Annotated in this window: 8 protein-coding genes; all 8 read right to left on the bottom strand. The window is 36.9% G+C overall.

What is annotated here, in order from left to right; translation table 11 throughout:
- Positions 1–9: 9 nt before the first annotated feature.
- Positions 10–1,266: a hypothetical protein gene (locus tag A8B35_RS00905; protein WP_075601710.1), complete on the bottom strand. Its 1,257-nt coding sequence runs from the start codon at positions 1,264–1,266 to the stop codon at positions 10–12.
- Between the two features lie 26 nt (positions 1,267–1,292).
- Entirely contained in the window at positions 1,293–3,740 is a 2,448-nt protein-coding gene (locus tag A8B35_RS00900; RefSeq protein WP_075601709.1) for a TonB-dependent receptor, read from the bottom strand.
- 518 nt (positions 3,741–4,258) lie between these two features.
- Complete coding sequence (locus A8B35_RS00895) at positions 4,259–5,377, bottom strand: phytase (protein ID WP_075601708.1); 1,119 nt, start codon at positions 5,375–5,377, stop codon at positions 4,259–4,261.
- Positions 5,378–5,389: 12 nt separating this feature from the next.
- Positions 5,390–6,349, bottom strand: coding sequence for a hypothetical protein (locus A8B35_RS00890; RefSeq protein WP_075601707.1), 960 nt, complete (start codon positions 6,347–6,349; stop codon positions 5,390–5,392).
- Positions 6,350–6,408: 59 nt separating this feature from the next.
- Positions 6,409–7,797, bottom strand: coding sequence for a hypothetical protein (locus tag A8B35_RS00885; RefSeq protein WP_075601706.1), 1,389 nt, complete (start codon positions 7,795–7,797; stop codon positions 6,409–6,411).
- 24 nt (positions 7,798–7,821) lie between these two features.
- Positions 7,822–10,623 (bottom strand): TonB-dependent receptor, encoded by a 2,802-nt coding sequence (locus tag A8B35_RS00880; protein ID WP_083634252.1) that lies wholly within the window; start codon positions 10,621–10,623, stop codon positions 7,822–7,824.
- 492 nt (positions 10,624–11,115) lie between these two features.
- Positions 11,116–13,572, bottom strand: a complete 2,457-nt coding sequence (galB, locus tag A8B35_RS00875; protein WP_075601705.1) for a beta-galactosidase GalB — start codon at positions 13,570–13,572, stop codon at positions 11,116–11,118.
- A 9-nt stretch (positions 13,573–13,581) separates the two neighbouring features.
- Positions 13,582–16,476, bottom strand: coding sequence for a VPS10 domain-containing protein (locus A8B35_RS00870; protein ID WP_171973130.1), 2,895 nt, complete (start codon positions 16,474–16,476; stop codon positions 13,582–13,584).
- Between the last annotated feature and the right edge of the window lie 319 nt (positions 16,477–16,795).

Genomic DNA, 16,795 nt, shown 5'->3' with positions numbered 1-16,795 from the left:
TAAGTTGTTCTAGAAAATTCCTTCAATAAAGATATTTCCTTTATCTAATGATAATCCTGTTTCAAAAGCATCTGGATCAGTAGAATCTATATCGAAAATATAAACATACGGATCAGACTCGCCACTTGAACCAACAGGACTAATGGCCATATAAAATTTACCATCTTTATCTATTCCATGCTGATAAGCAAATAAATCAGATAATGGCACATTCATTTTTATGGCTGTTTTCTGATTCATATCAATTCTAACTACACCCCAAGTATTATTCTCATCGGTCTCGCTAAAAAACTCAGCCGACATATAACAAATTCCGTTTCCAACATGGTACCAGTTGTTTGAGTTAAATGGCATACCTAATTCTTCACTTACATTAAACTCCCAACTATCATCGTACTCACCATCTTTTAAACGTACAATAACTGTAGCATCTTCAGCCTTTTCTGATCTGTTTGCCTGGTACACATAACCATCAATAGCATGCATATTTTCGCCACGGTAACCATTGGTATTTCCGTTAGCCTTTTCTGAACGAATATACTTTGGGTTTTTAAGAGTTGGATAATCCAATACAATTGTATGAATACCTGTTAAGTCAATACTTTCATCTAACTGACGACGACCAACACCATAGTAAATTTTATCATCTAAAACAGTTGGAGCATCGATACGGAAAGGATAAGATTGCTCATCGATATCCCAATCGGTAACAGGTAACGTCCATGTTTCCATAATTTCAGAAATAACTACTTCCGGAATCTGCACACGCGTAACATACATACTCCCTTTTTTTGTGATGCCGTTACCGGGATCTTCAACATCTTCGGTATTAATATTATGTATTAAAATACTTTGTTCGTTAATTTTCCAAGGACGCACGTGAGGATTACCACCCATAACTGGAGCAATATCAAGCTCGCGAACTTGTGTATAAGTACCATCTTTATAACTTAACTTTTTTAAGTATCCACCGCCATAATCAAAAACATAAACCCAACCAGTATTATCGGTAAAAACTCTGGCTGAACGCACCGGGTTTAAGTGATATCCGTTTCCTTTAAAGGTTAAACTACCTTCTTCAAGGTTATCTGCCGGAGCAATATATACTTGCGCATCGTCGCCATCGAAACGTGCGGTTATATGATTCGTTTTTACTGTTTCTTTTTCTCCTCCATTATTCGGACCATCCGAATCATCGTTACAAGCAGTAACAAATAAGGCTAGCAAAGCTATAGCAGCAAGTTTTAAGTTAACTAAGTACTTCATTATAATTGTTTTTTATTATTTAATGATTAGAAAATTCTATATGACAACTTTAGGTAGAATGCTCTACCGGGTTTTTGAATGGCAAAATTATCGAATGCCATAGTGTTAAATATGTTTTTACCATCGAGACTGATGGTCATTTTTCTATCAGCGAAAGTATAACCCACACTTACATCGTTAATAAACTGGCTCGGTACAATAGGTTTATTCTGATCACCTATTACATCCCAATCAAAATGAAACTCATGAACGTAAGATGAATACCAGTTTATGGATAATCGATCGCCATTTTTAAATAAGTCTGATTTGGTATATCCAGCACCTGCGCTGAATGTTAACCAAGGCACATTAGGCTCCCTTGAAAGATAGTGTAGGTTTTCTGATCCGTTATCGGCGTATTTCTCCATAAAGCGGGAATCTAAATAATACCCCTGCACCATGAAATGCCATTTTTGTTTGATACGATAATCAAGCTGCATTTCGATACCTTTAGAAGTTACATGACCCAAGTTTTCGTAAACCGAATAACTATCACCGCTCTGAACTACTACATTACGTCGGATACGATCAATAGTATTACGATAAAATAGGTTTGTATTCAGATTTACAGAACTGTAAGTATTATCGTACAAAGTAAAATCGCCACCCAAGTTAAAATTGTAGCTTTTCTCAGGCTGAAGATCAGTTGACTCCACTATTTCTCGCGCTGCATTTCCGAATACCTCATTGGTACCAACCAAGCGAATGGCCTTTTCAAAGGAAGCACTTACTCTTACTCTATCACTTACATCGTAGCTTGTGGTTGCCCCATAGCCCCAATTATTATCGGCTCTTGAAAAATGAATGGTATCTAAAACATTATCATTCATTTCAACCTTATCTTGTTGCAAATAGTTATGATAGTGCTTTACAAAGACTGAGTTTCTCATTTTGTCTTCAAAAAGTGTATTCTGATAAGTAAAGCCCGTAATCTGTTTGTTTACATTATTAGTGCTTCCAAAATTTCGTTGTTCGGCTTCTGCCATTTCATCATCCGAAGAACGCACAAATTGATTGTATGAATAGCTTAATGCTAAGGAGTGGTTTTCTGATAGACTATAAAAAGCTGACAAACGACCTATGTAATTATCGTTGTTATCAACATTTAAAGTTGCCGTACCACTTTCTCCTGGCAATGGCGTTACGCCGCCTACAGGAGGAATAAGATTTCCGTACCAATCGTATTTATTGCTTGTGGTATCGGTTAATGCGCGTTGAGATTTAACGTACTGAAAATTTCCTGTAAGGTTAAGCCCCTCGGTAAACACATCTTTTTTACTATAACTTACACTTGGAGCTACAGTCCAGCCTGTGGAATAACGCTCGCCATAAGGCGTTATCATTCGTGGACCATGCTGAATTTCTTTATAATCTTCAGAAGCATTAATGGAGAAAAAAAGCTGGTCGGCCCATTTTTTATCAGTAACACCTACATCAGCCTTAATACCGTACGACTCGTAAGCATCATTAAAGCGCTGTACTTTTTCTCCCGTTTTTATTACCGCTAAATAATCAGGGTTTCTTGAACCATCAGGCAAAAACTCTCTGTAATCTTTAATTTTTATATCGTCAGACCACACTGAGTAATTATTATCAGAATAATTATAAAAAGCAGACATACGCGTTGTTAAACCCGTTTTTTTATCGCGCCAAGTTCCGGCTACATCTGCCCTGTGCGTATTAAAAGATCCCACTGAATAAGATGCATCTAAGGTGTAGTTTTTTTGTTGCATGGAGGGCATTTGCTTTGTAACCACATTTATGGCACCTCCCATGGCATCGTTACCAAACTCAACTGGAACAACGCCTTTATATACATCGATACGCTCAATTAGCGATAATGGAATACTATTGATTGAATACGAAGAGCCAAATGATTCCATTGGAACACCATCAATAAAAATTCGGACTGCACTGCCCGACAGACCATTGATATTATAGCTTGTTTCGGAGCCTAAACCACCATCTCTTCTAACGCGAAGTCCGGGAGTTTGGTCGAGCACCTCATTAATTTCTAAATTTTTACTTTGAAGCTGTTTGGTATCTACAGAACTAACAGCAAAACCACTACGCTCTATTTGAGCTGCCTTACTTTCGCCTTTTACAAATACCTCGTTTAAGTTATGGTTCGATTCTTTTAAAACCGCATTGGCAATTACATGCAGGCTATTATTCAATTGCACATCTATAGATACTTGCTCGTATCCCATGCTATTAATTAGCAACTGTACCTTGCCCTTTGAGATATTATTTAGAGTAAACTCACCATTCATATCAGTAGATGTTCCTACTGATGTATTTGCAATTACTACTGTTGCAAATGGAATTGCTTGTTTTTTCGTATCTGTTATTTTTCCTGACACGGTATAAGTCTCTGCTGCCACACAAAAACCACTTACAAAAACCAGTATAATTAATAAATAAAATTGCTTCACCTTTCTTCTTTATTTTATTGATACAAAGAAGCGGCTATCTTAAAATTTTAACAATCCCCTAAAGAGGGGAATATGCCTAATCAGGTAAAATCAGAACTAACGCAAGGGAATATCAGCACACACAAACACCGCTACATAGCACTGCATTACAGCTTATTAGAAGCTTTATACCTATTGGAAACATAGGGGAAACGATGCACAAATCACATAGTTACAAGTCGTCCTATTGGAAGGTTTTATTTACACAATCCCCATTAATGGGGATTATGTAGAATATTTTTAAAGAAGGCATTTGAAAAAACTAAATTATGAAGAAGGAAGACACTAAAAATATTCAACTAAAAAAAGACACTATATTTTGAGAAAATTATAGTTATAATCCATTCAAAATATAGTGTCTTTTTTTTCAGAATATAGTGTTCACTTTTTATGGGCGTTACGCACTATATTTTTGGATTTGGTAAATTAATTGAAGTTATTAACAATAATTAAATGACACCAATTCTTTAATCTACAATTTACCTGTTCAATACCGCTTGTTTAATATTGCGCCAATCTATTACCTTAAAGTTTTGTGCTTTTAATTCTTCTCCATCGTAGTTATAACCATCGTGCACAATTGCAAATCCTACTGGAAATTCGGGCAAATTAATATTAATTACCTCTAAACCATCCGTTTCTTCCACGCCATCAACAATACCATCCATCACCTTAAAAGAACCCAGGTATTTATTATCGCCCTCTCGTTCAAAAAGAGCATACGAGTAATTCCCTTGTATAGATGCTAGCAGATATCCCGTTGAGTCTGTTGTTGGATATAAGGCGAGTCCTTCAATATCGGCTCTAAAAAGAGGATTCTTTTTAATGATGCTTTCCTTTAAAACCGTACCCTTAGTACCATGTTTTGGGTCGGCTCCATACTTCCATATGGCACTTTTTTCTTCTCCAATATACAATACATCTTGTGCATCATCAGCAACCATACCTTCGGTTTGAGATGGCAGTTTAAATGCGCGCACTTTTTTAAAGCCAATGGTATCTGCTTCACTCCAAAAATGATATTGTTCTACCGAGCCTTGCTTACAATTTATAAAGGCATAAAAATTATTGGTTTGCGGATTTTTATACAAACAAAATCCGTACACCTCATCGGAGAAATCGGAAACTATTTGCCCAACACTTAAGGGACGCAAAGCGCCACTTTTATCAATTTGATAGATATCTGTAGAGTGTGAACTTCTGTTACTAAAAGCTACAATATCAATTAACCCACCTTTATATGGGAATCCGTAACGAACATCTACATTATTGGCTTTGCCAAACGAGTAATAATGCAATTCCTTACCCTTAAGGGTATACACTCCTACTCCTCCTTTTTTATTAGTTCCGATAATATAAATAGAATCAGGGTGCTGCGCAGCCACATAAATAGCAGGATCGTCAGCTGAATCCTCATGAATTCCGGCAGGAACGGGGTCTGTTTCATATTTAGCTGTAACACTAGGTTTAATAAGGCTCTGATGTTTTTTTGATCCCTCGCTAACTCTCCCAACAGGAGTGCAAGCATAAATAAATAGCAATATTAAGATGGATATGGCCGTCCCTATTCTTATTACGTATTTTATTTGCCTCAACATATTAATCTTAATTTATTTCTGTTTATAAAAATTAAAGCTAGGATGCACGTTTTTATCTTTTTCACTTGTGGTTAAGTAACCCCCATCTGTAGTAAAACAAATTGCTTCTCCTTGCACTTCTCCAACATAGGGTACACGTAAAGGTTCAGATTGCAAGAGGTCAACTATACTCTCACTATGGTCACGTTCCCAATAAAAGACCGTTTCATAGGTTTTTATAAGAATTTTTGTGCCGTCTTTTGAAATATCAGCAGCTGTTACTTTTTGTCCATTTATTTTAATCATTCCAAGATACTCGGCTTCATTTTGCTCATCCTCTAAAAACGGATAGTTAATTCGATAAACCAAACACTTAGTAGCTGCTTTAGTAAATAAATAGATATGATTTGTTTCGGGCTCTACAAACATAGCTTCGCAATCGTAGTTTGGGTAAGTTTCCTCAATCTCTTTACTCGGCAGGTATTGATATTTAATGGTTTTAACATCATCAAGCACAACATAAAAGTCTTTCTCAGCAGGAGCTTCAGGCTCTTTGAAGTAATGGATTTCGTACCAATCGCGGTTTAATGGATTATCGCCAAAGTCGCCAACATATAAAAAGTGCTCACCTGTTTTAGATGTAAAGTTTGAGATATCTTCATAATCGATACTCCAGGCCATACCTAAACGAAATCTGCCGAGTTGCTCAGCTTGGCTATTATACAAGTATACAATATTAGAATGTCCCCTGTCATTATGGGTATAATAACAATCTAAATTTACTCTACCTTGTGCTAGCCCTGAAGCCTCTTCAATAGCATTAACAACTTTAATGCTTTTGCTAAATTCAAAATATGTTGTATCAACATCAAAATAGAGCGGATTATAACTTACTTCAAAAGGAATGTAATCCACATCTTCAATCCCTTCCGTTAATTCGTGCGTATCACACGCATAAAAAAAGATGACTAATAATAAATAGAGCTGTTTCATTTTCTTGAAAAAAAAAGCGACCCATAAAAGGGCCGCTAAAATATTGTTTTTACAAATGATTAATTTGTTCCGAAAGCTCCTATATAATTTTTCGAAGCAGGAACAGAGAATGTTTTACCTGCAACATTGTGATTATAAGTAGCCGAAATACCATCTTGTCCAACACTTAAGGCAGGAGAACCTGACTTTAAGTGAAAATCAAAATTTGTCCATTGTTCAAACTTAAGCGTTTCAGTAGTTGAAACAGGCACATTTACTGAAGTACCTTCATCATCAACAGTATCCCAAGTTACTTTAAATGAGTTTACATCGTAGTTGGCAAACATAGGGTCATTATTATCTGTAATAGAGGTAGCTGCAGCCTCAGTTAATAAACCATTTGAAGGCACAAACTCTGAAACCATAATTGCATCATTACCAAAATAATATTGGTAACCATAAGCTGTATTGGCCATATCTACAGACTCATCAACTACACGGAACCCATAACGACAGTTTACAATTAGGTTGTTTTTAATTGTTCCGCGTGCAGACTCTTCAATGTTAATTGAACCTCCTCTTCCTAATGAAGAACGACGGTAACCACCATTTAAAATAGTATTGTTATACACATTCATATTGGTTTGTACTTCGCCAGCATTTTTGCTCGACCATTTTGGACCATTGGTAGCACAGTTGTAAAATAGGTTATAAGCAATATCTCCAGTAGTTCCTTTTTTGATGTTTAAAGCTTCGCCACCTGTAGAACCAATAAATGCAAAAACATTGTTGTAGAACGAAAGCTGACCACCCTCTGGACGAAAAGCATCATCGATAGTATAAGCAATAACAGAGTTATGAACAATTACTTTAGTATTTGGGTTTTCTGAGTAAAATCCGTAAGATGGATCCCCTTCGTCTAACTTAACCTCACCTCTTTGTATTGATGGATACTCATCCGTAAGCGTTGCATTACAAAACTCCATAACACAATGATCCATCACAAAGTTTTCAGCAGTACTAGAACAGATAAAACCACCCCAAGCAGCTAATTTTAGAATATTATTTTCAGTTCTGTCTGCTTCTGGCACAGTAAATTTAATTGGCTTATCAGCTGTTCCAATAGCAATTAAACTCCCCTCAATATATAACTCTGGGCCTACACTTTTATCGGCCAACACTGTAACACCTTCTTCGATAGTAAGCGTTACACCTGGGTTAATTACAATGTGTCCTGCCCAATTTACTATTGAATTAGCTTTCCATGTTGTATTTTCACTAATAAGAGTATTGCCATCAATATCAATAACTACCTGCTCTTCGTCAACATCGGTATCACCATCCTCCGGATTCTCAATATCTGGATCATCTGTTTTTGGATCGTCATCATCATTACAAGAACTAAGAGATAGCGCACCAACTATAGCTGTTGCAAAAAAAAGCGTTTTGAAAAAATTAACTGTTTTCATTTTAGTTTAATTAATTGATTTTATTTAAAATTTATATTTTAATCCGATTAAAAAATTTCGTCCATACCTATCGTTCCGCACCACAAGGTTATCACCTACATTTCCTTGACTTTCGTAATCAACTTGTGTTTCTGTAATCCCTTGGTTGATATACCAAACTCGCTCGGTATCGAGCAAGTTGCGCGCCTTTAAGAAAACAACTAGACCGAAGTCAAAAGTTTTCTCTGCCGAAAAGTCTAACTGCCACATACTTTCTTGCCAATAATCTTTTTCGTAATAGGCTGTTATCTGAGCAATACGTTTACCAGTAAATACATTAGCCAACTGAAATTCGAGGCCCCTATCAGGATTTCTATACAATAATGAAATATTACCTATATGACGCGACTGCCCTTGTAATGGGCGGGTTTGCTCCACCTCTCGAGCTACGATATCCGAACTATTATCATTAACATCTTCTCGTTCGTAGATAACCTTATCCGTAGTAATACTACTTTCGGTGAATGTATAATTGGCCTTTACGCCAAATTGTCTGAAAAACTTAGTCATATCGAACTCCAGACCATAATTTGTAGCATTACCGTAATTTCCTGGTTGCAGATAGGTTGAATTTCCATCTACTACAATTCCTTCTTCTATTGGATCGTTTATATCTTTATAGAAAGCTCCTATAAAAAGATTATCCTGTGGAGAGGGGAAAAACTCAAAACGCAGATCAATATTATTAGCTAATGTTCGCTTTAAATCAGGATTTCCTCGTTCATCAAACTCACTATCGGAGTATGCACTACCAATGTTATAAGGTACTATCTCGAAAAAGCCAGGACGTATTACTGATCGAAAATAAGAGGTACGAATATTCGTTTTATTATTAACAATGTATTTGGCGTGGAAAGAAGGTAAAAAGTCAGTATACTCCTGTTCTCCTATTGGATCTAAAGTACTAAAGTCGCCTAGATTTCTGAGTTCATAACCTTGTATGGTATGCTCAGCACGCACCCCACCTACTAATTCTATTTTTTTATCAATATCCCATTTAAACTGCGTGTAGGCTGAGCTTATTTTTTCTGAAGCATCGTAGTTTAAAGGGTTTGATGAGCTTCCTCTTGGGTTTCCTAACTCCCAAGTAATTTCGTCATATCTCCAATCTCTATCCTTGCGGGTAATAGCACTTTCATAAAACTCAGTATCGGGTTTAAAATTATACTGCACAAAGTTATTCTCACGCTCTTTGTCGCGATACATCCCTCCTATCTTTATGTTAAATTGGCTCGATAAATCTATTTGAGTATTTATGTAAAAAGACAGGTCTCTATCGCTATTATCCTCCCACTGACGAGTTGGCAAATATTCGTATCGGTCAATATCATATGCCAATATATTGCCTCCCAAATGCGTAATTCTTCTTCTAAAATCGAGCTGGTCTGGTCTTATACGCTGCGCCATTGAATATACACCCGACCAATCCATCTTCCATCTAGCAGTAAGCTGATGATTTCCTTGCAAAGTTGAATTATATATGGATTGCTCCGTTGTGCGGTTACGCGTTCGATGTACTACCTCGCCTGTTTTACTTTCAAAATCGTAGTTTGTAAAAAGTATCCTGTTGTTTTCACGAACCTGATCTTCTCGCTCATATATATAAGCATTGTATAAACTGATGGAGTGATTATGATTGAACTGATAATCGAGTTTATTATGAAAACCACCACGAAATAAATACGATGAATATTCACGCTCTTGCATGGTTTGTACTGCAACAGTATTATCTTCGATATTGTAGGCTCCGAGCGTGAAAAAATCAGTTTCTGAACCTCTATGCAATGATTGTACATTACCAGCTATCACAAGCCCTAACTTATTATTAAAAAACCTGTCACCCACAGATAATCCTAAATTGTAATCTACCGGATTATAGCTTTGAGTTTGTCCGTGATTGTTATTGGTAAAATCATTAATACTGGCACTATAACCTGCAGGATGCTTGCTATGTGGTGAGTTATAATCAGTGTTATTTTGACTGTAAGATCTAAAAGGAATCCCATCCTTACTAAATAAAGTTGACATACCAACAGATGCATTTACTTTAAACATAAAATTATCTGGTGCATTTTTCATAACTAAATTCATAGCTCCACCAACTGCATCCCCTTCCATATCGGGCGTTAAGGCTTTTGTTACCTCAATACGATCCATCAATTCTGATGGAAACATATCCAATGGCACATATCTATTTTTATTGTCAGGAGATGGAATTTTAACCCCATTTACAAGAGTGTAGCTATACCTTTTGGGCATTCCCCTAACTATGGCATAACTCCCAACACCCGCATTACTCTGCTCAAGTGATACCCCTGAGATGCGCTGCATTACATCAGCTACGTTTAAATCGGGTGAAAGCTCAATTGCAGCTCCCGAAACCACATTAACAACCATAGGAGCCATTCGTTCTGTAGCACGCGCACTTGAAATAGTATTCTTAATACCACCTGCTGTTACCACTATTTCCCCCATCAACAAGTCATCCTCATCAAGCGTGAAGCTGATTTCTTCATTATTGGTAAGCTTTATTGTATGTTGTTCCTGCTTACATCCAATGTACGATACCGTAAAGGTATATTCGCCAGGTTCTAATCCTTTTATTATGTAGCTTCCATCAAAACCCACTACTGACCCCTCTGTTGTGCCAGAAATTACAACTGTTGCGCCAACCAAAGGCTCTTTATTATTATCAGTTACTTTACCTTTTACCTCATATTTCTCAGCAAATGTATTCAGAGGAATGAGCAGCATCATAAAAATAATGCCTAATTGAGAGTTCATCATTTATCTTTCTTCATCTTAATTAACGATGGCAAATAAACGCGATGTATTGCACTTCAACTTAAAATTAACCTTATGCTATTATTATAATTAAGATCAATTCTACGGTTACTTATATATACTTATAATGGTTTTTTAACAATTATTAAATATTTAAGTAATCCTAATGGAGTAAACAACTGCACTAAGAAATTATAGTACAATAGATAAATGACAATATAGATGCGTGTTATTGAAAGATTGTTAACATCTAAAATCGATAAAAACACATTAAACAAGTGTTAATAGTACAAATTAAATAAAATAGACATTGCTAAAAAAACGAATAAAGGTAGCCTTGCCTATATGCACAAAGCACCACCGACCGCCAAATGATATGCTTGAATAGGTAATAAACAAAAAAGCACCTTCAAAATAAATGAAGATGCTTCTTTAATATGATAGTCAGTAAAACTCCACCACAGATCTTGTGTGATGCAGTATAATCAATTTATTCTATTTTGTGGTTACCACAACTTTTGCTGATTTTAAACCTTTACCACTTGCTACTAGTTGAATAGTACCCGATGATTTAGTTGATTTTAATACTGCTAGTGCCATGCCGTTAAATGCCTTACGATACGGTGCCTGAAATGACTCTAACGAAGCAGCATTACCATTATCAACAGCCACTAAACTACCAGCTCCTTTTACTTTAAAGTTGACTAGGTTATCTGCATTCGGACAAAGGTTACCATCTTTATCTTCAACACGCACAGTTACGTAAGCCAAATCTTCACCTGAAGCATCAATGCTTTCGCGATCAACAGATAGGCTAATTTTAGCTGGTGCACCTGCAGTATTAACCTGCTCTTCTAAAATAGCTTTGCCATCTTTATAAGCTACCACTTTAATAGATCCTGCTTGGTAAGGAACATCCCACGATAAGCGGTATGGCGAATCGAATGTTTTAGATTCGTAACGTAAGAAATCGACCAATACAGTACTTAGGTCTTTTCCTTTTACTTTTTTACCCATCGACTTTCCGTTCACAAATAACTCAGCCTCGTCGCAATTGGTATAACAGTATACTGGGATAGTTTTACCTTCCATGCCTTTCCAATTCCAATGCGGCAATAGGTGAACCATTGGCTTTGTAGTCCACTGACTTTGGTATAAGAAGAAACGATCTTTAGGGAATCCACAAAGGTCAACTGCCCCGAAATAAGAACTACGCGATGGCCAGTTATCGTTCCAATATCCGTTGGTTGAGTTATCTCTACCTCCGTATGGCGTTGGCTCACCTAGGTAATCAAAACCTGTCCAGATAAACTCACCCATACTAAACTCAAATTCTTTTTGAAAGTGGAATTCAATATCTGGTGGATATGCCCATGGCGGACCAACAATATCGTAACTCGTAACTTGGTTGTCATCGGCAATTTTATACTTCTCTACTGGGAAGTGATACACACCACGGCTACTTGTACAGCTGGAAGTCTCTGAACCATACAATGGCATATCAGGATAATTCTCACGAAGCTCACCATATTTAGTAGGCTTGTAATTTACTCCTGCAATATCAACTTGCTGAGCCATGTTGTGCTTATATGGCGCATCGTAATGATTAAAGCCAGCTGTAGTAGGACGTGTTAAATCTAACTCCTTTACGTAGTCGTTCAGCATTTTCGCTGTTTTCCAACCATTCTTCTTATCCTTTTGCTCAATAATTTCGTTACCAATACTCCACATTACAACTGAAGCATGGTTTCTATCGCGAAGTACCATATCTTTGATATCGCGCTCAGCCCACTCTTCAAAAAACACGTTGTAGCCGTTCTCTACTTTCTCCATTTTCCAAACATCGAAAGCCTCATCCTGAACCATTAAACCCAATTCGTCACAAAGTTCTAATAACTCACGCGATGGCATATTATGACTGGTACGAATGGCATTCACACCCATATCTTTCATAATTTGAAGCTTACGCTGATCGGCTCTTCTGTATGTAGCCGTTCCTAAAGCTCCATTATCATGATGCAAACAAACGCCATTAAAACGAACTTTACGACCATTTAAATAAAAGCCGTCCTTATCGTAATGGATGGTGCGAATACCAAAACGCGTTTTGTAAGTATCTACAACTTTACCATCCTGTTTAACAGTTGTTACGGCATTGTATAAGTTGGGCGTATCTAAATCCCATTTTGCCGGATTCTCGATATTACACCATAAGCCAGATACGGCCGATGCATTGGCTTTAATGGTTAATTTCTCACTAACCGTTGCTACCGATTTCCCTTCAGGAGAGAAATACTCTTGAGTTACCTCTATAACTGCATCCTTATTGCTTTTGTTATTAATGGTAGTCTCGTTTTGTACTACTGCTTTTGCATTACTAACCGTTGGTGTAGTAATAAAAGTACCCCATTGTGCTACATGTACTGGCGCATCAACCTTTAACCAAATCGAACGGTAAATACCTGCACCCGGATACCAACGCGATGATAAATCTTTAGGCTCTAAACGTACAGACACCACATTATCGCTACCGTCGTACTTTAAGTGCTTGCTAATATCAAATTCGAAACCTATATATCCATACGGACGATTACCTACGAAAGTACCATTTACCCATACATGAGCATCGTACATAGCCCCTTCAAACTCTAAACGAATTACTTTTCCCTTTGCACCTTCTGGCGTTTTAAAAGTTTTACGATACCATCCTGTACCATGAAATGGTAAACCGCCACTACGGGCATTGTATTTAATATCGAATGGTCCTTCAATTGCCCAATCGTGCGGCAAATCAAGGCTTCTCCATTTCGAATCATCAAATTGTGGTTTTTCTGCTCCTTCAGCCTTATCGTTGAAGAAACGCCACGAGTCGTTAAAATTGATGTTTTGCGCAAAACTATTTAAGCACACGCACAACACCAAACTCATTAGAATTAAAAATTTGTTGTTCATTAGATTTATTTATTGTTTTAAAAATTGCTTAGTATACATTGTATCATCAATTACAATTGAGATAAAATAAAACCCAGTAGCCAAATCCTTAGTTGAAAACGCTAGTTCATTTGCATTTATTACATTTCGATATTCGAAGCTTAGCGTTTTTGAGCCCATAACATCATAGACACTGATAGAAACATTACTTGATTTACTTATCCCAAAACTTAAATTACATATATCGTTAACCGGATTTGGAAAAATAACAATACTCTTTTCAAAACTAGACTCCGATACAGAATTACTGATTTCTTCTTCTTCAGGAGCCCAACCACTTCCTGTATAATCCTTATGGTAACCAACAGCCCATCCGCTTCCCTTAAGCGCACACCAAAATATATTTTCATCCTTTGGATCAGGTTTAAAGTCCACCACAGTATCGGGCTGACCAATATTCTGATTTACTTTTTCCCAAGTATCACCGCCATCAAAAGAAACATAAAGGCCTGGATTAAAATTAGAAGCCCCTTTATTTTCGTGTGGCAAAGCAACACAAACTGTTATAATATCTGAATTTACAGGCGATACTTCTGCTTGCCAAACCCAAGGCATTTCAAATATTTTTGTCCACGTAGAGCCATCATCGGTACTCTTCCAAACACCGCCTTCTGAGATAGATCCTTCTTCTCTACCACAAGAGATAAATAAGTCTTTGGATTTTCCATCCATAAACACATTATTAACCGCAACTATTTGCGATGGGATAGACAACTTTGCCCAATTATCACCTTTGTTAGTTGATTTATATAAACCGCCAGCAACGCCCGTTTTACTTTCGTTTAAAGCAGCATACAAGATTTCAGGATTCTCTGGATGCATAATTAATCGATGCACACTACAATTTGACGGAAATCCAGTATTCGGTCTAGTCCACGTTGCTCCACTATCCGTGCTTCTGTACACTCCAAAGTTTTCGTAATCATCTGGCACATTATCTTTACTTACATCAGTAATCGCATTCTCAGGTTGCGTAAAATAAATATTATCCGGATCATTATAATCAATCATTAAAGAGTTTTGAAACATCATATCCCCAGATACATTTCCAACCCAATCAATAGGTTTAGAAATATTAGCCCATGTTTTTCCACCATCTGTTGATTTGCGATAATATCCACTATGATCTTGGCGAAACATAAGGATGGAAACCTCATCTGAATTCTTCGGATTAACAGCAACTGCAGCAATGGAAGTTGCTCCGCCATCAACATTTTGGCCTTCAATTTGAGTAACAGGAATGGCTCTTTTATCGGGGTAACCTTCCAATGGTGCTGATTGCCAAAGACCATGCTCCCCTGAACAGAAAAAATAGCGTCCATCAATACCCGTTTGTAAAAGCATAAACCTACCTGGCAGGTTACTTGCTCCACGGCCAACCCATGCTGTGCTTCCATCATAGGTTTCAAAATCATCAACTTGCTCCCACGATTCTCCATTATTATTGGTACGTAATACTTGCTGATCCAAGCATATAAAAACATCACCTACGCTGTTAATCGTGAGAAAACGATTACCGTAAGTCTCTGTTTCATGATCTACAACACGTTGCAGATGAGCAAATTTTGTATTTGTTGTTTTCCCAACATTTCTATCAGACCAATAAGTCTCATCTTTATCACTATCCCAATAAGTACCTGTACGTGCCGATGGTTTCCAAGTACTTCCGCCATCACTCGTTTTCCACACATCGCTTGCTCCGAATGATTTATCATGTTTTACATTCTTGCCTAAATACACTTCATTTTTATCAATTGGATTTACAACAATACGATTAAAAACAGGTAATATTTCACTCGGGTAATCTGGATATGCAGCTAGTGCCTCATCTTCTGTAATACCAAACCAATAGGTGATAGTATTATAGTATTTATCGCGCGAGGACCAGTCGGTAATACTAATCAAATCATGATTAAGATTTCCTGTTGCGCTAATCCAATTAACACCCCCATCTGTACTTTTGTATACGCCTCCCGAACTTTTTACTGATGATCCGTCAGCCTCATATTTAGTTTGAAGGATACAGTACAATATAAATTCATCATCACTGGCGTTGTAGTAGTAATCCATATCTCGCGCCAAATGATGCGGTAAACCTTCTATACTCAATGCCCAATCAATACCTTGATTTGAACTACGGTAAATTCCATAATTAGTAACTGCAATAACTACATCAGAATTCCTTGGGTCAACAATTATTTTCCCAAATTCGGTTTTAGCAGGAAATACACTTGTGACCTTAATCCAATCTTGGCCCTTGTTAGTACTTTTATAAATATGACCATACTCTGCATAGTCATAAAAGTAACCCGTTGTCGGATCATCAAAACTTTCTTGACTACGATGATTAGATTTCACATTCCAGAAATTACCCGCACCCATATACCAAATATTATCATTACTTGGGTCAACGGCTAATTCAGAATGCTTTCCTCCAAAATTATCACTTACTAAATTCCAATTTCTACCTTGATCGGTAGATTTATATAGATGCCCTCTAACATCAATTGCTAATCCAAAATTAGCATCCTGGTGCGAAAAAGTTATCGCCTGAATACGACGCATATCTTTTCCATTTCCATCCTCATCTTTTATAGTTTGCCACGATACTCCATTATCCCAGGTACCATAACTATTGTACATATCTGGCGACTGAAACATCACATTTTCATCTGTAGGATGGCACCAAAACTCCTCGCAATAACCAGACATTCCAGGACCAAATTGGGTCCACTCAATTACATCACTTGATTCTATTCGCTCCGTTTGTAATTTATCAAAATAATCCTGGTCCATTTGGGCTTTAACTCCAACTACCGAACTTATACAAAAGATGTAAATAAATAGCTTGTAGATTTTTTGCATATAATCACTTTTAATTTTTTGTAATGAGGTATTCACAAAGGGTGAATAACTCTACTAATTTTTAGGTGACTGCAAGATACAATACCTACAAAATTCCACTCGTGGAATATAATTTATAAAGTTAGGGGGTATTTGAACATCCAATAGCAAATTAGCACCCCATTACTCCCTCTTAAGCAAACTAACTAATTAATCACACTTGGTTTCACAGCCTGATAAATAGCTGAACTTTCCATTTATTTTAAGGGGGTAATTATATATCGTACCTATTTCTCTTGTAGCTTTCAATATTAAATTGCTTCTTTGTATTTCATATTTA

This window comes from Saccharicrinis aurantiacus (genome assembly GCF_001660705.2).
In the GTDB taxonomy this organism is placed as follows: domain Bacteria; phylum Bacteroidota; class Bacteroidia; order Bacteroidales; family Marinilabiliaceae; genus Saccharicrinis; species Saccharicrinis aurantiacus.
This window is presented reverse-complemented; position numbering and strand designations above follow the sequence as displayed.